The sequence below is a fragment of the Paenibacillus sp. oral taxon 786 str. D14 genome (assembly GCF_000159955.1).
Lineage (GTDB): Bacteria > Bacillota > Bacilli > Paenibacillales > Paenibacillaceae > Fontibacillus > Fontibacillus phoenicis.
This window is the reverse complement of the sequence record NZ_GG695980.1, coordinates 47,178-66,926: the sequence shown is the minus strand read 5'-3', so window position 1 is coordinate 66,926 and position 19,749 is coordinate 47,178. Positions and strand designations below refer to the sequence as shown.

At 47.6% G+C, this 19,749-nt stretch carries 13 protein-coding genes; all 13 read left to right on the top strand.

The window, feature by feature from the left end:
• The first annotated feature begins 20 nt into the window (after positions 1-20).
• The 13 genes from POTG_RS13965 to dgoD all read left to right on the top strand — a co-directional run bounded on the left by POTG_RS13965 (position 21) and on the right by dgoD (position 19,639).
• Complete coding sequence (locus POTG_RS13965; protein ID WP_036645471.1) at positions 21-1,037, top strand: (R,R)-butanediol dehydrogenase; 1,017 nt, start codon at positions 21-23, stop codon at positions 1,035-1,037.
• Positions 1,038-1,052: 15 nt separating this feature from the next.
• Positions 1,053-1,823, top strand: a complete 771-nt coding sequence (locus POTG_RS13960; RefSeq protein WP_009225477.1) for an SDR family oxidoreductase — start codon at positions 1,053-1,055, stop codon at positions 1,821-1,823.
• 133 nt (positions 1,824-1,956) lie between these two features.
• The gene (locus POTG_RS13955) at positions 1,957-2,763 is read left to right on the top strand and encodes a sugar phosphate isomerase/epimerase family protein (protein WP_036645469.1); all 807 of its coding nucleotides are present in this window, start codon (positions 1,957-1,959) and stop codon (positions 2,761-2,763) included.
• 92 nt (positions 2,764-2,855) lie between these two features.
• Complete coding sequence (locus POTG_RS13950; protein ID WP_313955169.1) at positions 2,856-5,933, top strand: glycoside hydrolase family 2 TIM barrel-domain containing protein; 3,078 nt, start codon at positions 2,856-2,858, stop codon at positions 5,931-5,933.
• A gap of 134 nt (positions 5,934-6,067) precedes the next feature.
• Entirely contained in the window at positions 6,068-8,428 is a 2,361-nt protein-coding gene (locus tag POTG_RS13945; protein ID WP_009225474.1) for a glycoside hydrolase family 2 protein, read from the top strand.
• A gap of 123 nt (positions 8,429-8,551) precedes the next feature.
• Positions 8,552-9,649 (top strand): CaiB/BaiF CoA transferase family protein, encoded by a 1,098-nt coding sequence (locus POTG_RS13940; protein ID WP_009225473.1) that lies wholly within the window; start codon positions 8,552-8,554, stop codon positions 9,647-9,649.
• A gap of 42 nt (positions 9,650-9,691) precedes the next feature.
• Positions 9,692-10,816: a CaiB/BaiF CoA transferase family protein gene (locus tag POTG_RS13935; RefSeq protein WP_009225472.1), complete on the top strand. Its 1,125-nt coding sequence runs from the start codon at positions 9,692-9,694 to the stop codon at positions 10,814-10,816.
• A gap of 56 nt (positions 10,817-10,872) precedes the next feature.
• Positions 10,873-12,027 carry an ABC transporter substrate-binding protein gene (locus tag POTG_RS13930; protein WP_232282313.1) on the top strand — a complete coding sequence of 385 codons (1,155 nt, stop codon included), beginning with the start codon at positions 10,873-10,875 and terminating at the stop codon, positions 12,025-12,027.
• A 5-nt stretch (positions 12,028-12,032) separates the two neighbouring features.
• Positions 12,033-13,223, top strand: coding sequence for a CaiB/BaiF CoA transferase family protein (locus POTG_RS13925; protein ID WP_009225470.1), 1,191 nt, complete (start codon positions 12,033-12,035; stop codon positions 13,221-13,223).
• Complete coding sequence (locus tag POTG_RS13920; protein WP_009225469.1) at positions 13,213-13,986, top strand: enoyl-CoA hydratase/isomerase family protein; 774 nt, start codon at positions 13,213-13,215, stop codon at positions 13,984-13,986. The genes POTG_RS13925 and POTG_RS13920 overlap by 11 nt, the downstream gene beginning before the upstream one ends.
• A 77-nt stretch (positions 13,987-14,063) precedes the next feature.
• Positions 14,064-15,530, top strand: a complete 1,467-nt coding sequence (gene aldA, locus POTG_RS13915; protein ID WP_009225468.1) for an aldehyde dehydrogenase — start codon at positions 14,064-14,066, stop codon at positions 15,528-15,530.
• A 130-nt stretch (positions 15,531-15,660) separates the two neighbouring features.
• Positions 15,661-18,204 (top strand): glycoside hydrolase family 2 TIM barrel-domain containing protein, encoded by a 2,544-nt coding sequence (locus POTG_RS13910; RefSeq protein ID WP_009225467.1) that lies wholly within the window; start codon positions 15,661-15,663, stop codon positions 18,202-18,204.
• A gap of 286 nt (positions 18,205-18,490) precedes the next feature.
• Positions 18,491-19,639, top strand: a complete 1,149-nt coding sequence (dgoD, locus tag POTG_RS13905; protein ID WP_009225466.1) for a galactonate dehydratase — start codon at positions 18,491-18,493, stop codon at positions 19,637-19,639.
• Positions 19,640-19,749: the final 110 nt, after the last annotated feature.

Genomic DNA, 19,749 nt, shown 5'->3' with positions numbered 1-19,749 from the left:
TATAACAGGGAGTGAACAGAATGAAAGCTGCATTTTATGAGGGAAATAAAAACATTGTAGTCGGAGCTGGATCGCGCAAAGAACCAGGACCTGGTGAGGTTGAAATAAAGGTGGCCTATGCAGGCATATGCGGTACGGATTTGCATATTTATCACGGGCATATGGATCATCGTGTAACGCTGCCGCAAGTGATGGGTCACGAGATGTCGGGAGTAATCGAGCGTGTCGGCAAGGAGGTGACATCCTATAAGCCGGGAGACAGAGTAACTGTAAGGCCGCTAGGGCCATGCGGTGAATGTCCTGCTTGTCAGGATGGATGCAGTCATATCTGTCATCGTCTTAAGTTTATGGGAATCGAGACAGACGGTGCTTTCCAATCATATTGGACTGTACCGGCCAGCACACTGCATATGCTGCCTGATGATCTCAGCTTGCAGCATGGTGCAATGATTGAGCCGTTGGCAGTAGCGTGTCATGACGTTCGATTGGGTAAGGTGGCGCCTGGAGAGTATGTTGTTGTAATTGGTGGAGGACCGATTGGTACGTTGATCGCACTCGTTGCCCGTGCCGCTGGTGCCAGAGTTGTCGTTGCGGAGATTAATCCATACCGGCTCCAACTGCTGTCTGAGATGGGCTTTGAAATCTGTAACTCGAATGAGCAGGATCTGGCGGAATACGTTCAGGAGGCTACAGGCGGCAAAGGGGCTGATGTTGTGTTCGAGGTAACCTCATCGCTCGCTGGCGCCGAGGTTATGACCAAGCTGCCTAAGGTAAGAGGACGAATTGTAATCGTAGGTATCTTCAGTAAGCCTGTTCCAGTGGATTTGCATCGTTTCTTCTGGAGAGAGATTCAGCTACTAGGCGCACGTGTGTACGAACATGAGGACTTCGAGCAAGCGATTCAGCTTGCGGCGAGCGGTGAGCTCCAGCTTGAGCGTATTATCAGCAAGATTTACCCGATTGAGCAGATTCAAGAGGGCTTCGAGCAGATGGAATCAGGAAGCGGTGTTATGAAGATTCTTATCCAATGCAATTAAGTGGGAGGTAGCAAGATGGATATTTTGGAATTATTCTCATTGCGTGGCAAGAAAGCATTAGTGACAGGCTGCAAGCGAGGCATTGGCAAGTCGATGGCAGTTGCGCTTGCACAAGCTGGAGCGGATATTGTCGGAGTCAGTGCAACACTGGAGGAGTCAGGTAGCGAAGTGGAGCAAGAGGTTCGCAATGAAGGGCGAAGCTTCACCGGATATGCCTGCGACTTCAGTGACCGTAAAGCTTTGTATGCTTTCATCGCCAAGGTGAAGGAAGAGCATGCTGATATTGATATTTTGTTGAATAATGCCGGTACGATTATGCGCAAGCCGGCAGCGGAACATCCAGATGATTATTGGGATCACGTCGTCGAGGTGAACTTAAACTCCCAGTTTATATTGGCGAGGGAGATGGGGCAAGGAATGCTGGAGCGAGGTGCGGGCAAAATCATATTCACCGCTTCTTTGCTTACGTATCAGGGTGGAATCAACGTACCGGGATATGCGGCAAGTAAGGGCGGTATCGGACAGTTGACCAAGGCACTGGCTAATGAATGGTCCTCGCGGGGGGTTCAGGTGAATGCGATTGCACCTGGTTATATCGAGACTGATAATACCGAGCAGCTGCGACAAGACCCTGACCGCTACAAGGCGATCCTAGATCGAATTCCTGCAGCTCGCTGGGGAAGACCAGAGGATCTGAACGGGGCAGCTATTTACCTGGCTTCCTCTGCTTCAGACTATGTGACCGGAACTATTGTAACGGTGGATGGCGGTTGGATGGGCAGATAGCACTCTTAACGGGGGAAGGCGTTGGCATCACCGTGTCGTATGATTGCCATTTACGACCCGATTAGTGAGGAACGGGTGTTTGAGCTCGATTAGTATAAGTTGCATATGCATAGCTCGAAAAAAGGAGATATTCATGAAACTACAGTTATATAAAGCATTATGGGGAATGGAAGGCACGTATCGTGACCAATTCAAGCGGGCAGCGGATGCGGGTTATACCGGCATTGAAGCGCCTATGCCTCTGCCTGAGCAGGAGGAAGAATTCCGTGAAGCGCTTCAAGCCTACTCACTTTCTTATATAGCCCAGATCTTCACAGACGGTGAAGATCATATTCAATCTTTTAAGAAGCAAGTGGAGAGAGCTATCGGTTTCCAGCCGCAGTTTATTGTTTCGCACAGCGCTCGAGATCGCATGAGCGACAGTGAGCAGGATCGTTTCTTTGACGCGGCGCTGCGTATAGAGTCTGACAATGCCATTGTGGTTGCACATGAGACACACAGGCATCGGGCAATGTTTTCGCCATGGACAACAGCAAGGCTGTTGAACAAGTTCCCGCAATTACGCATTACCGCGGATTTTAGCCATTGGACGAATGTGTGTGAATCACTCCTTGAAGATATGGAGGAGGAGATCGCCCTGGCCATTACTCATACGCATCATATTCATGGCAGAATTGGCTTCTCGCAAGGTCCTCAGGTTCCGCATCCCGGAGCGCCGGAATGGACAGCGGAACGAGAACGCTTTGAGGGCTGGTGGAAGCGCATATTCAGCTACCGACTTTCTCAAGGCGAATCCGTCAGCACGATGACACCGGAATTCGGACCTGTTCCTTATATGCCGACACTTGCTTATACAAAACAGCCTGTAGCGGATCTATGGGATGTTAATGAATGGATCGCGACCAGGGTGAAAGCGAATTATCAGGTTTGGATATCTTGAGGAGGCAATAAATATTTGAGAGCACTTGGATCCCTTTGGAAACGAGTGCTCTTCGTATCATCTGTACATTTAACACTTACAATAATATAGGAGTGATAACGTTGTTGAAGATCGATAAATATTGGGAAGACCCCCATACCTTGCACATAAATCGTGAAAAGCCAAGGGCCTATTACATTCCGTATGCGAATGCAGAGACTGCTGCTTCGCGAAAGAGGGGAAGATCTCCCTATTATCAAACCTTGAACGGTGCATGGAAATTTCAATATCATTCCAGCGTAGAGGATGTGTGTGAAAGCTTTTACGAAGCCAACTTTGATGCAGAAGACTGGTCTTCTTTATTAGTTCCTTCCTGTTGGCAGAACAACGGATATGATCAAATGCATTATTCGAATCTCAATTATACGATACCGTGCGATCCGCCATTTGTGCCGGATGATAATCCAGCAGGACTGTATATTCGAGACTTTCACATCTCGTCGGAATGGAGTAACAAAGAAAAATATGTCGTGTTCGAGGGAGTGAATGCATGCTTCTATGTATGGGTTAATGGGAATTTTGTCGGATATAGCCAGGGAAGTCGAATTCCCGCAGAATTTCGCATCAGCGATCACCTCGTTCCAGGCGTTAACCGAATGGCGGTTATGGTACTGAAATATTGTGACGGCACTTATTTGGAGGATCAGGATTTATGGAGATACACCGGCATATTCCGTGATGTATATATGCTGGCGCGGGATAAGGTGCATATTCGCGACGTGTTCGTTCGTACTTCGCTGTTGAACGACGACAAGGAAGCGAAGCTGAATATAGAGATAGAGATGACTGGTGAAGCTGTTGTACATGCTGTTCTGAGAGATCCAAGCGGCAATGTAATAGTAGAGATGCAAGAAGAAGTTAGACAGACAGGTCAGCTTCAGATGCAGGTTACTGAGCCTAAGCTTTGGAATGCCGAGCAGCCGGTACTATATGAACTTCTTCTATCCTCGGGAGAAGAGATTATTCGCTTCAACGTTGGTTTCCGCCGTGTTGAGATTCGAGAGGGCGTCTTTCAGATCAATGGCGTTCCCGTTAAACTGAAGGGTGTCAATCGCCATGATTCTCATCCGAGCCTTGGTCAGACAATTCCGCTGCAGCATATGATTAATGATCTTCAATTGATGAAGCAGCACAATATTAATACTATACGAGCTTCACATTATCCGAATGATCCTAGATTTCTTGAACTGTGTAATGAATACGGTTTCTATGTTGTGGATGAAGCAGATCTAGAATGTCATGGTTTAGCAATAGCTGAGACCTGGGACAACATGGCGAAGGGACTTGGCATGCAATCGTATCCTGCATTTCATGAGTTGTCGAACAATCCGGATTGGGAGGAAGCATTCGTCGATCGGGCGATTAGGATGGTGGAACGAGATAAGAATAATCCTTGTGTAGTGATCTGGTCGATGGGCAATGAGTCAGGCTATGGTCATAATCACATTGCCATGGCGAAGTGGACGAGGGAGAGAGACAACTCCAGACTGATTCATTATGAGGGAGCAGCATCCCTATATCTCGGTAATCCGGATGTAAGCGTGCTGGATATGGAAAGTCGTATGTATGCATCCGTTCCGGAGATTGAGGCTTATGCAAAAGATAAGTCAAATGACAAGCCGTTGTTTTTGTGCGAATACAGTCATGCTATGGGCAATAGCCCTGGAGATCTGCTGGATTATTGGAACGTGATCTATGCCGAGCCTAAGCTAATGGGTGGTTGTGTGTGGGAGTGGTGCGATCACGGCATCGAGAGGACGACCGAGCATGGAGAAGTGTATTATGCCTACGGCGGTGATTTCGGTGACAAGCCGAATGACGGGAATTTCTGCATCGATGGACTTGTTGCTCCAGATCGTACACCGCATACCGGTTTGCTTGAACTAAAGCAGGTGATAGCACCTGTTCGAATTGAAGCGATTGAGCTTGAGAAGGGACGGCTGTTCATTCGAAACCTGTATGACTTCATTGACCTATCCCATTTGGTGTTTTACTGGAAGGTGGAGCGAGAGGGCGTCCTCTTAGAAGAAGGCGAGCTGCGCGGACTGCGAACGCCTCCTCATTCCGGAGAAGAAGTACAGCTAGCATTTCAATCGGATAAAAGCGCGATTGGGACGATCTGCTTGACTATATCCTGCTGCTTAGAGAAGCAGAATATATGGGCGGAGCGTGGTCATGAGATCATGTTCCAACAATTTGAATATACGGCGAGTGAAGAAAGCTTGGCTCTTAATTCATATAAAAACAAAGCTTCTCATGTATCTATCCAAGTGCTTGAACAAGATCGCATGCTTCGTATAGATGGCTTCGACTTCAGTCACTCCTTTGATTTACGCAGAGGTGTGCCGAATCAGTTGACCAGACATGGCGTGCAGTTGTTGGAGCATCCTCTATCCTTCAATATGTGGCGAGCTCCACTTGATAACGATAGGGTGATAGCCTCTAGATGGGAATATGAAGGGCTAGAGCATGCCAGTATGAAAGTCTATCATTGCGATTGGGAGCAACCAAGCGAGGAAGAGGTTATTGTTACAACAGAATTTTCTTTAGGCATCTACACACGCAAGCCGATTGTGCGGGGTGTTGCTAAGTGGCATGTAGATGCTCAAGGTGCGATAACGGTGAAGACAAGTGTACAGGTGAAGGAAGAGATTGACTTCCTGCCTCGTTTTGGTCTGCAGCTTAGAATGCCTGCAGCAATGAATACGGTGGATTACGTCGGGTACGGACCGCATGAGAGCTATATAGATAAGCGTCAGAGCGTACGCAAAGGTAGATATTTGCAGCGTGTAGATCAGATGAGCGAGTGTTACATTATGCCGCAGGAGAATGGCTCTAGATGGGGCACGGAATGGGTCATCGTATCCAATGAGCTTGGCATGGGCATGTTGATGGATAGCACTGCATCTTTCTCGTTTAATGTTTCGAATTATTTGCCTCAGGATCTTACGGCAGCCAAGCACACGTATGAGCTGCGGAAGAGGAAGGAAACGATTGTTCAGCTCGATTACAAGATGAGTGGTGTCGGCTCGAACTCCTGTGGCCCTAAATTGATGGAGAAGTATCAGTTGAATGAGAAGCAGTTCGACTTCCAATTTACCTTAAGACCTGTATTTAAAGAAGATGAATGAAAACAGTATTGACGCAAAGTACAACCAAATGTATAATCGTTTAAAACGGAACAACGTTTCGAAAATTAGTTATAATTTATTATTTTTGGGTTGTTGTTCTGTAAAAATGCGATTGCAGTACTGGAGGTTCTGGAATGTCGAGAGTAGTGAAGGATTTAAGCGGAAAGCTCTGGCAGATGGAGAAGATGAGAGTAGGCGAAGGAGAACGAGAGGGATTCCATATCCTTCCTGCAGAGCGTCAAGGTGTAATCTTTAGCTGGAATTACGCATCTGTTCCAGGAGATGTATATACCGATCTTCAGCGTGCTGGCGAATTAGAGGACCCTTATTTTGGACGTAATATGCACAAGGCCAAGTGGGTGCAAGAATACGAATGGTGGTATATTCGGAGATTCAACGTCTCTGAAGAGATGAAAGGCAAGAAGATTCATCTGGAATTTGAAGGTGTCGATTATAGCTGTACCGTGTGGCTAAACGGCCAACTGCTGGGTAGTCATGAGGGTATGTTCTCTCCTTTTTCCTTTGAGGTCAGTCAATATTTGAACTTCGATAATTGGGCTGGTGGTTCGAATCAGCTGGCTGTCAAGCTTGATCCGCCGCCAAAGAACTTCCGCAATGTTGGAGGCAAGAAGGTGAACTTCTCCGGCGATTATTTCACTGGCTTGGTGCCATTCGGCATATGGCGTCCGGTACGCTTGGTTGCAACGGAGGATGTGCGAATTATTAATTATCGTTCAGAATCCGAGCTTAAGGAGGAAGGCGCTGTAGTCCATCTGCAAGTGGAACTCGACAACATGGCTGCAGAGAATCAAAGCATTCAACTTCAGATTGCGATGAAGGGCCACAACTTCACATCGGAGACAATCACTCGTACAGTGGAGGCTGATGTTCGATCAGGCAACGGTCTCGTAGAAGTAAGTGTAGAGGTTCCGGACGCAAAACTGTGGTGGCCTTGGGACATGGGAACTCCACATCTGTATGATCTGGAAATTACAGTTGCAAAGAATCGTTCTGAATTGGATCGTGTACAGGACAGAATCGGTATTCGTACGATTCAGATGGAGAAAAATCCGGGATTTACAGAAGAAGAATGCGAATATCCATGGACCTTCGTTATTAATGGTAAACGTCAATTCCTGCGCTCCGCATGTTGGGGAGGCCAGCCATCTTTCTTATATGGAAGGAACAGCACGAAGAAGTATGAACATCTGCTGTCACTGGTGAAGGAATGCAATATTAACAATTTGCGAATTTTTGGCTGGCATCCGCCGGAGATACCAACCTTCTACCGCCTATGCGATGAGCTTGGTATTACAGTATGGACAAACTTCACGTTCTCCACACAAGCCTTCTCCAATGATCCAGCTTTTGTGGAATCCGTGTCGAAGGAATGTATTGAAATTGTGAAACTTCGCCGCAATCATCCATCCAATATTTATTGGATGGGCGGAGAAGAAGTATTCTTTACGGATGCACATGTAGAGAGCGGCAATAAAGAGCTTATGGAAGCGATCGGTGTAGCAATTGGAGCATATACGTCTGTTCCATACGGATTGGCATCACCGCTTAGCAATGAGTTCGGTCAGAGTATGGGATTCAAACCTAAGGAGTCCCAGCACGCTAATGAGCATTATTACGGCGGTGGTGGCACCTTCATGGAGGAATATTACCCTTCGCTTGATTGCTCGATCATTCCTGAATTAACCGCGGCGTCAGCTCCTTCGATTGAAAGCTTGAAGAAGTTTATTCCGGAGAATGAGCTATGGCCTATGGGACCAAGCTGGGGTTATCATTGGGCAGATATCCACATTCTCCAAGGATTGAACATTGAAGTGTTCGGCGATAAGAGAATGGATTCACTGGAGCAATTCGTAGAATCGACTCAGATTGCGCACGGCACAATTCTACAGTTTGCACTTGAATTGTACCGGAGACGGAAACCGCGGATGAGCGGTGTGTCACTTTGTCACTTCATTACGCATTGGCCCGACATTAAATGGGGACTCGTCGATTATTATGGCTTGAAGAAAATTAGTTTCGACTACGTAAAGACAAGTTATCAGCCGCTTCTGCCAAGCTTGGCATTTGAGAAAAGAAGATGGAATCCGGGAGAGACGTTCCAAGGCGAACTGTGGATTGTCAACGATTATCATAAGGAGTATGCGGATACGGTACTGGAGTGGACGCTTTGCAATCATAAGGACGAGGTCGTTCACAGCGGAGCAATAGCTGCACAGATCGCTTCGAATAGCGCCGCAAAATTTAGCGATATTGCATGGAAGGTTGATGCCGATGCCACAGGCCAGTTCACAGTCACGCTCAATCTGAAGCAAGCAGGCAGTGTTCTGGCAAGCAATGAATACAAGCTGCTCATTGGCGATCAAGCTGAGGCGAAGCGCATATGCAACGAGCATCTCGATGAAAGTAGGAAGCTGCGTGATGAATACGGTAGCAGCTATTACCGCTACAACCCAGAGCTCTGGGAGCTTGAGTAATCTAGAATATTTGGCACGAAGTTAACCATTCTTGATGCTGGAGGGGATGAACATACGCTCACGTTTGTTCGATCCCTTTCCCTGCTTTGAAGTCTGTTATGTCCATCGCTTAGGAGGGGTAGCTTGCTTCCGTTAGAGGGTTTGTTCGTTGTGGAATTCAGTACGCAGATTGCTGGTCCGTTCGCCGGGTTAAGACTGGCTGATCTTGGGGCACGTGTCGTCAGGATAGAGCAGATTGAGGATGAGCAGCTGCCGCTCAGCAGCTTGTACCGCAATAAAGAAAGATTGTTATTCAACCTCACTAGAGATCAAGATGTAGAGAAACTGCACAAGCTTATTGCTGAAGCAGACGTTCTAATAGAAGGTTTTCCTGTTGATTCCCCCCAGGCGGCCATGCTTCCTTATGAGAAAACGCAGGTGCTAAATCCTTCGTTGATTCATGCCAACATTACCGGTTACGGACGAGAGGGAGCATGGCGGAAGAAGCCATATAGTGACTTGTTCGTCCAGGCGCTTACAGGTATACCCTGGTTGAATGGGAATGCGGATGATCCGCCAATTCCGTTCCCACTTTCGACTGTGGAAATGTTTGCAAGTGCCAACCTTGTTCAAGGTATTCTAGCTGCGCTTGTACAACGTTCCAAAGCGGGAGTTGGAATGCTGGTAGAAGTTAGTCTGCTGGAATCGGCGATTGATTATCAATTCGAGGTGCTGACCACTCATCTTAATGATGGAGGAAAGCTGCCGCAGAGAAGCTTGAGCCATAATGCGCATGCTTATCTTCCAGCACCATATGGTATTTACGAGACGGCGAGCGGATATCTGGCTCTTGCGATGGGGTCAGTGCTTGAACTGGGAAAGCTGCTGCAATGCCGCGCCTTAGCTTCCTATACAGATCCTGCTAGTTGGTTCTTGAAGAGGGATGAAATTAAGCAGTTGATTGCTGATCATCTGAGGAGCAAGCCGGCAGCTGTCTGGGTGAACGATTTGGAAGAAGGCGGATACTGGTGTGCCGAGGTGCAGACCGTAGACGATCTTCTTCGGCATGAAGGGTTTGTTGCCTTGCGTAATGTACAGAGCGTGCAAGTGGAGGAGCAAGGATTGTTCTTAACTACTTGTTGTCCTATTCGTATCGACGGTAAACATATGAGGAGTCGTCGAGGAATTGTACGAGCGGGCGAGGACAACTTCAGGATTGAGGAGGAATTCCAGTTGCTCTAGGCGTCATTGTTAAAGATTAAGTCGAAGTGCGAGTGAAATGTCATGATACCGAGACCGTTGGAAGGCTTATTAGTTCTTGATTTCAGTCAATTCCTGTCCGGTCCGTATGCCGGCTTGCGATTAGCAGATTTGGGAGCAAGAGTCATTAAGATTGAACGACTGGACGGTGGGGATATATGCAGAAGACTCTATATATCTAATATGGAGCTGGACGGGGACAGTACGCTGTTTCATTCGATTAATCGGAACAAGGAAAGTTATGCTGTCGACTTGAAATCGGAATCGGACAGACATAAGGTGAGGAAATTGTTAAGCCATGCGGATATTATGATCCAGAACTTTCGACCGGGTGTCATTGAGAAGCTTGGATTCGGATATGAAGAGGTAAAGGCGATCAATCCGTTTCTCATCTATGGTTCTATTAGCGGATATGGATGGGATACTCCTCTTCGAGGGAGACCAGGACAGGATTTGCTTATGCAGGCGTTTACTGGTCTATCCTGGCTGAATCGCGACGATGCGATACACAGGCCTATACCATTCGGTCTTGCCATCGCAGATATGATGACCGGTGCCCATCTTGTGCAAGGTATTCTGGCAGCTCTTGTGCGTCGATCTGTACAAGGGACAGGCGCACTGGTGGAGGTTAATATGCTGGAATCTACCTTGGACGTCATGCAAGAGATTTGGGATGAGAAGTGGATGCCGGACAGGTGCTCTAACGAGGGTGCTGGAGAAGCTGAATCCAGCCGATGGTTGAAAGGCCTGTATCCTACAGCTACGGGATATATAGCGCTAGAAGAAATGTCTCTGTACGAATTGAAGAAAGCGTTAGAAGCACACTTCTCTTCGGCAACAATCAACGAAGTGACAGCTGACAGCATACAACAATTATTACTAACAAAGCCTGCAGACTACTGGTGCATTCAACTGAGGAAAGCCGGCATTGCTTGTGAGGAGTTGCTTAACTGGGAACAACTTCTGGGGCAGGAGGCGTTCCGCGATCTGAATATCACACAGAATATTTATAGAAGTAATGGTGCTCGATTGACTGCGCTTTCTTGTCCCATTCGTTTGAATGGCTACCGGCTGCAATCTTCGAGAGGAGCACCTTACATCGGTGAGCATAATGGTGCAATCGAATTGGAATGGCTGTCTCACTCGTAGTTGTACATTTATGATTAAACGTTGAAGAGATGGTGATAAAATTGAAATTGAAAGGAATGACCTGGTCTCATGAGCGAGGCTTGAACCCATTGGTAGCCGCCTCAGAGGCATTTCGCAAGCTGGAGCCAGATGTCGAGATTGAATGGGATGCGCGTTCTCTGTCGGATTTCGAGCTTTATCCGCTTGAGCTGCTTGCAGATAAGTATGATTTCATTATGATTGATCACCCTCATATTGGAACTGCGGTAGCGAAGCAGCTGCTGCTGCCCTTGAATGGTCTAGTAGAGGAAGCATTCCTGCAGGATCAGGAGTTTCATTCGACAGGTCTGAGCTATGCCAGTTATACGTATGAAGGGAAACAGTGGGCGTTGCCTGTGGATGCAGCAGCTCAAGTCAGCGCATACCGGCAGGATTTGCTGGATCAGGCTGGACTGCAGCCTGCCCGGAGCTGGAGCGATGTGCTGTCGATTGCCAAGAAGCTGCCGAAGGGACAGTATATTGGTCTTCCGTTGGTTCCAGTACATGCCTATTCGACCTTCTTTACTTTATGTGCACAGCTGTCAAACCGGGCTTACTGGAGTGAAGGCATTGATCTTCCTATGGAGGTAGGGGAGCAGGCGCTCGCGCTAATGGAAGGCTTGATGCCGTATCTTCATTCGGAATCGGTTCATCATGATCCCATTCAAATGCTGGATCTTATGGGAACCAGCAATGAAATTGCGTACGTCCCGCTTATTTACGGCTATTCCAATTATGCAAGAGAAGGTTTTAGACCATTCGTCACGAGTTTCGGCAATATTCCGTCTGACAGCGGAGTGCCAAGCGGAAGCATGATTGGCGGCGTGGGACTTGCAATCTCGTCGAAATGTCGGTATGTCGATATAGCTGCGAAGTTTGCAGTTATGGTGGCTTCTCCTTCCTTCCAACGAACGTCGTTTTTCTTGAATGATGGTCAGCCTGGTCATCGGGAAGCGTGGCTGGATCCTGAGGTGAATCGTATGTCCGGAGGTTTCTTCGAGCGTACATTGGAGACATTGATGCATGGCTCGCTGAGACCTCGATTCCATGGCTATATCAGCTTCCAGGAGCAGGCGGGTAATCTGATTCGTTATCGATTAATGAGTCAAACACCTGAACGACAAACGGTCATTCAAACCTTAAATGAAATGTATATGCATATTAGGCGTGAATATCAGGAAGCAGGGAGGTGAACAGGATGAAGCTATTAGAGGATATCGTTGTATTGGATTTCAGTCAATATTTGGCAGGGCCTGTATCTGCGCTTCGGCTAGCTGATCTGGGGGCTCGAGTTATCAAGATTGAACGACCGAATGCGGGTGATGGAAGCCGTCAATTAACCTTATCTAATCTTCGGGTCGATGGGGAGAGTACCGTATTCCAATCGATGAATCGGAACAAAGAGAGCTATGCTGCCAACCTGAAGGATCCGGCCGATCTCGTTAGAGTCAAACAGCTGATACAGAAGGCGGATGTAGTCATAGAAAATTTCCGTCCCGGCACGATGCAGAAGCTAGGTCTGGACTATGAGTCAGTTAAGGAGCTGAATCCTGGCATCATATACGGCAGTATTACCGGCTATGGTGTGGAAGGTCCCTGGAAGAACAAACCGGGACAGGATTTGCTCGTGCAATCATTGTCCGGTCTCGCATGGCTGAACGGCGATGCCGAACAGCCACCGGTCCCCTTCGGACTGGCAACAATCGATTTGCATACAAGCTCGATATTTGTTCAGGCCTTACTTGGCTTGCTGTATAAGCGGGAGAAAACAGGCGTCGGAGGGTTTGTAGAAATTAGTCTGATGGAGGCAGCGCTAGACTTTCAATTTGAAGTGCTGAGTGCTTATATGAACAAGGAGCCTAGAGAACTTCCCAAGCGGAGTGGGTTCCACAATGCGCATGCCTATTTAGGCGCACCGTATGGCATCTATGAAACAAAGGATGGGTATATCGCTTTGGCTATGGGCTCCATTCTTACGCTAGGAAAGCTGCTACAGTGCGAAGAGCTGCTCCAATATACAGAGCAGGAGTCCTGGTTCGATGAGCGCGATACCATTAAGCAATTATTGAATTGTCATCTGAAGACGAGGTCGACAAAGCACTGGCTCGATATTTTGGAGCGGGCTGATTATTGGTGCGCAGAGGTGTTTGATTGGGAGCAAGCTCTCCAGCATGAAGGAATTAAAGTACTGGATATGTTCCAGGAGGTCGTAAGGCCAAGTGGAGCTGTGTTCAAGACGACCCGATATCCGGCTAGGGTGAACGGCCAACTTCTTAAACATGTAAAGGGAGCGCCTCCTGTCGGCGAACATACTGCACAAATTAATAAGGATTTCGGGCTCGAGGCTTCCAAAGTAAACGATGATAGGGGGTTGATCGATGGAGAATAATGATATTCGGTATGAGGTTGACAACTATATCGGGACGATTACCCTATCCAGGCCAGACAAACTGAATACTGTCACTCGTGCGATGGGTGAGAGGTTGAGTCTTCTTTGTCAGGAAATTAATAGGGACAAAAGGATAAGGGTCGTCGTTTTGACTGGCGAGGGTGAGAAAAGCTTCTCGGCTGGAAGTGATATTGAGGTATTGGACGATTACGGAAGTCCATGGGATCTGCGTAACCGCGACGATTATTGTATGGCGATTCGCAGCATTCGCAAGCCTGTAATTGCAATGGTCAATGGCTATGCAATTGGTGGGGGACTCGAGCTTGCCTTGCATGCAGATATTCGCATAGCTTCTTCCAATGCTAAGTTTGGCGCAGGTGAAATAAAGCTGGGCTGGATCGGAGGCAGCGGCAGCACACAGCTACTGCCGAGAGTGGTAGGCGCAGGGAAGGCTGCAGAGATGGTCTTAACGGGCAGACTATTGACGGCAGAAGAGGCTTTGCGTTGTGGATTGGTAGAGCAGGTCGTTGAGTTAGATCAGTTGAAAAAGCTTGTCTACGAGACAGCGCACACAATTGCCGGATACAGTCCAATCGCTGTAGAGAACGCTAAGCTTGCGCTTCGTGCGGCTATGAATATGCCGCTTGATGCAGGCTTGCAATACGAGAACAGTTTGTTCTCCTTCTGTTTCACAACCAGGGATGCGCAAGAGGGAAAGGCAGCTTTTAAGGAGAAGAGAGCTCCAGAATTCAAGGGGATGTAAAGTTCGTAGAAGAAAGCCCTGTTAGAAAATTTTTATTCTTACTACCTCACTATAATAATTAAAGGAGATGGGTATACATGATGAAGGGCAATCGCAATGGACAGGAATATTATCGTTTATATATTGACGGTGAATGGGTGGATTCTGCCTCGGATCGACTAATTGAGGTGCAGAATCCAGCGAATGAAGAAGTGATTGGGCTTGTGAGCGATGCTACTGCCAAGGGTGTACAGAGGGCACTGGAATCATCTGAGCGGGCTCAACAGGCTTGGCAAGCGCTCCCTTCTGTGAAGCGCGCGTCTTATTTGGTGAAGTTGGTTGAGAAGGTGAAGGAGAAGCGAGAGTTTCTTGCCAAGCTTCTTGTGATGGAGCAGGGCAAGACGTACCGTGAAGCGCTTGGTGAAGTGGACGATACGATGGCTTATATGATGTACGCGGTGGAATCAGCCAACAAAATTAAAGGAGATATCCTTCCGTCCAATAAGGAAGGAGAAATGCTGCAAATTCGCAAGGTTCCTTACGGTGTCACTATTGGCTTATGTGCGTGGAACTATCCGTTAGCCTTGATCGGCAGAAAGCTTGGCCCGGCACTGGTGACAGGCAATACTATGATTATTAAACCACATGAGCTGACGCCGATCGCATCGGCTGAATTTTTCAACCTGATTCATGAGGTAGGCTTCCCTCCAGGAGTAGCGAACTTCGTGACGGGCACAGGAGCTGAGGTAGGACAGCTTCTGGTAAGCAGTCCGATTACAAAGCTGGTAACTGTTACCGGCAGTGTACGGGCAGGTCAACAAATTTACAAGGCCGCTTCCGATAACATTACAGCTTTGTCACTGGAGCTCGGCGGAAAAGCTCCGTTCATCGTTCTGGAGGATGCGGATATTGACCAGGCGGCGGCAGCAGCAGTTTCCGCAAGATTCGCGAACTGCGGACAGGTATGTGTGTGCAATGAGCTGGTGCTGGTTCACGAACAGGTGGCCGAAGCTTTCACAGCCAAGCTGCTGGAGCATATGAAATCGATTAAAGTTGGAGATCCCTTCGATAGCAGTGTAACGATGGGGCCAAAAGCGAATGGCAATGATCTGAAGAAGATCGAAGAAATTGTTCAAGAAACGGTCGCACAAGGCGCCAAAGTAGCGGCAGGGGGCAAACGTCCAACTGGCGGCATTTTCGATAAAGGCTACTGGTACGAGCCAACTGTGCTTGTTGATGTGAAACCGGATATGGCTGCAGCACAGAAGGAAATATTCGGTCCGGTGTTACCGATTGTAAAAATCTCCAGCTTCGAAGAAGCGATTGAAATTACCAACTCAAGTGAGCTGGGCTTGTCTGCTTACTTGTTCACAAGCGATATGAAGAAGATGATGCACGGTACGGACGTGCTTCAGGTTGGCACCGTGTTCGTCAATCAAGGTATGTCCGGCTGTATGCAAGGTTATCATAGCGGACATAAGCTGAGCGGTCTGGGCGGCGAGGATGGCGAATACGGACTGGAAGGCTACATGCAGAAGCGTGTTGTCTACTTGAATTATAAGTAATGAGACTGGCCTGCGGTTTACCGACCGCAGGCTGATTCCCTATTAGGATGGGGTGCCGAAGGAGACGACATTTTTCTTTACATTGATCCAATGGACGAATTTATGATTTATCAATCAGAAGAATCGCATAATGGCGCACGAGGAACGAGTCTGCTATGTGTCGAGTGCCGCGTTTATAGATGAGGATGGACGAAGGGAGAGTTTAGAGATGAGAGGTATTCCTTTTATTCAGGACTGGAAGTTTATGTTGGGGGAGCCAGAGGCTCCGCACTTGCTGGCGACCGATGACTCCTCGTGGAGAACATTAAGTTTACCCCATGATTGGAGTGTGGAATTTCCTTTTGATCAAGAGAAGGGGGAAGCTTGCACGGGTTATCTACCAGGGGGTATTGGTTGGTATAGAAAGCGCTTTACGACAACGCCTGAGATGGACCAAAGCAAGGTAATTATTAACTTTGACGGCATATATAATCGAGCAAGCATATACTGTAATGGTGAACTTGTACGGTTCCACCCTTACGGTTATTCGCCATGTCTGGTGGATGTAACCGATTACCTGAATGACATAGGTGAAGAAAATATCATTGCCGTGAAGGTTGATCATTCCCGATATGCGGACAGTAGGTGGTATACGGGCTCAGGCATTTATCGGAAGGTAGCCCTTCATATTGTTCCGAAGCTGCATATCCCCGTATGGGGCACCTATTATACGACGCCGATAGTGAGTGACTCGTCAGCAATTGTGCAAGGCAGAATAACGTTGCAGAATGATGAAGCTGTTAGCAAGCAAGCCGAAATTATCGGCAAAATATTTGGCCCTGATAATCAGCTTGTGGCCAAGCAAGTCAAGACTTGCTCCCTAGCAGCGAATCAATCGGAGGAGCTTTCATTAGAATGGACGATCCCAAATCCGCAGAGATGGGAGATTCATGCAGCCAAGCTGTACCGTGTAAGTGTTGAAGTTGTAACAAGCGGGCGAATCATTCAGACTGTAGAGGACACTATAGGGATTCGAGAGTTCAGATTTGATCCGGACAAAGGTTTCTTTTTCAATGGACGGAATACCTTGATCAAGGGTGTAAATCTCCATCATGATGGTGGGTTGGTAGGAGCAGCTGTTCCTCTGGATGTATGGAGACGCAGATTGGAGAAGCTGAAGGAATGCGGATGCAATGCGATCAGAACGGCCCATAACCCTGCATCGGAGGATTTCCTGGATTTATGTGACGAGATGGGCTTTCTGGTCCAAGAGGAGTTCTTCGATGAATGGGATAATCCGAAAGATAAGCGAAGCAATGGCGGGGAACAGAAGGTTGATTATATTACTCGTGGACATGCTGAATACTTCCGCGAATATGCCAAACAGGACCTTCAGAATACTGTAGTGCGGGATCGCAACCATCCTTGCATATTCCAGTGGAGCATTGGCAATGAAATTGAGTGGACGTATCCGAAATATAATGAGGCAACAGGATATTTTGGCATGAATGCATCAGGCAATTATTTCTGGACACTGCCGCCTAACGGGAAGGATAAAATACGTGAGATCATTCAGCAGCTGCCAAGAGATGCGTATGATATTGACAAAACAGCCCGGCTCTTGACTCGCTGGACCAAGGAGCTGGATACAACAAGACCTGTTACAGCAAATTGCATCCTGCCTAGCGCCAGCTACGAATCGGGATTTATCGACGAATTGGATATAGCAGGGTACAGCTATCGCAGAGTTATCTATGATTATGGGCACCATCATTATCCGGACAAGCCGATTATGGGAACAGAGAATGTGGCCCAGTGGCATGAATGGAAGGCAGTTCTGGAGAGAGAATATATTCCGGGAATTTTCCTCTGGACGGGCATTGATCATATTGGAGAAGCTATTCAGAAGCCTTGGCCTCGGAAAGGGTCGAATCTCGGTCTTCTGGACTTTGCTGGATTCGAGAAGCCTTCTTATCATATGTTCAAGAGCCTATGGAATGAAGAACCGCATCTTCATCTGGCAACGCAGGTTCTGGAGAAATCCTTGTACAGGCTAGATGAATCCGGTGAGCTGGTAGAGAAGAATCCGGGTGGCTGGCAGCAGCGGGTTTGGTTCTGGCACGACGTGAATTCGCATTGGAACTATCGGGATGGGGAGATCGTTGTAGTCGAGGTTTATTCGAACTGTGAGGAGGTATCGTTGTATCTGAATGATTCGCTGCTTGCTACGAAGCGTCTTGAACAATTTGAGGATCATATCTACAAGTGGGCTGTGCCTTATGGCGCTGGAGAATTGAAAGCCATTGGCAAACAAGGCGGAAAGGTAGTTGATTCGAAGCTTTATACGGTAGGGCCTGTGCATTCTATCAAGCTGCTAGCAGATAAGGATACGATTAAAATTGATTCAGACAGTGTCGTTCATGTAACCGTGCAGTTAGTGGATGCCAAGGGGCATGCTATTACAAACCAGAATGTAGAGCTTGAATTTGAGGTGGAGGGCGAATGCCGAATTCTTGGGGTGGACAATGGAAGCTCCGATAACGTACAACCTTATCAGAGCACTCGCCTTATGACGGAGCTGGGCAGAGGACTGCTCATTGTGCAAGGCTCTGTGCCAGGAAATCTCATGATCCGGGCTGTATGCACTCATATTCATAGCGTATCCAATACGTGTAATGTAAGCGTTATCGAGTAGTAATCCATTTCAAGGGAGATCATCCGATTGAACTGACATGCTTTTCTCCTGTTGTTCATTATAATCTGATCTTCTCCTTACCTGGACGCCGTAAGGCGTCATTGTAGTTTATAGAATGGATAGTCAGGTATGGCTGAAGGATGGAAACATCGTTACTGTAAAGATTGAGAAGCTTGGCTCTCTGACCAATGTCATGAAGAAATGTTGCTCGTAGAATGTCTTGATTATCCGCAATCCTCAATATATGCAATTGGAAGAGAACCGTATTTTAAAGGAGGTTCATATTATGAAAATTAAAGCTGTGGAATTATTCCAGATCGAGCCTAGATGGTTGTTCGTGAAGATTAGCACCGATATGGGCTTTGAAGGCTGGGGAGAGCCTATTTTGGAGGGAAGAGCTTCTACCATTAGGGCAGCAGTCGAGGAGTTGAAGGACTATCTGATAGGGAAGGATCCGCTCAAGATCGAGGACCACTTTCAGGTCATGTACCGCGGCGGCTTCTACCGGGGAGGTCCCGTTCTCATGAGTGCGATTTCCGGCATTGAGCAAGCGTTATGGGACATTAAAGGCAAATATTATGACGCACCTATCTACGATCTTCTTGGCGGATCGGTTCGCGATAAAATCAAAGTATACGCCTGGATTGGAGGAGACAGGCCAAGTGATGTGAGCAGTCATGCTCAGAAGCAGGTAGCTCTTGGCTTCAAGGCGCTAAAAATGAATGTGACGGATGAGCTTCATTATTTAGATGAATATAGGAAAATTGATCAGGCAGTGGAACGAATGCAGGCAGTACGGGATGCTGTCGGGCCAGACGTGGGAATTGCGGTTGATTTTCACGGCCGTGTTCATAAGACTATGGCCAAGATTCTAGTGAAGGAGCTGGAGGCATACAGGCCAATGTTTATTGAGGAGCCTGTGTTGCCGGAGCATAATGAGGCACTTAGGGAGATTGCAAGAATGACGAATACACCTATTGCAACGGGCGAGCGAATGTACACACGCTGGGGCTTTAAACAGCTGTTGCAGGATGGTTACGTAGATATCATACAACCGGATCTCTCTCATGCTGGCGGTATTTTGGAAACGAAGAAGATCGCAGCTATGGCGGAATCTTATGATGTTAGTCTGGCGCCGCATTGCCCGCTTGGACCGATTGCACTGGCTTCCTGCTTCCAGGTCGATTATTGCACGCCGAATTTCGTTATTCAGGAACAAGGGCTAGGTATTCAATATAATCAAGGTAGCGATGTTCCGGGTTACTTAATAGATCCGGACATATTCCAATATGAAGCCGGTTATGTTCGTGTGTCTGACAAGCCTGGTCTTGGTATTGCCATTAATGAGGAGGCTGTTAGAGAAGCTGCGAAAAAAGGCCATAATTGGCATTCACCTATTTGGCGCAATGAAGACGGATCCTATGCAGAATGGTAAAAAAGGTATTCGGATAAGGGGAATGTGCAGGAAACCGCTGTCTAATGGTGGCATTTGGCATATTGTTGTCATGGGCTTGAATTCGGATCAGCTATACATTGTCAGAACAA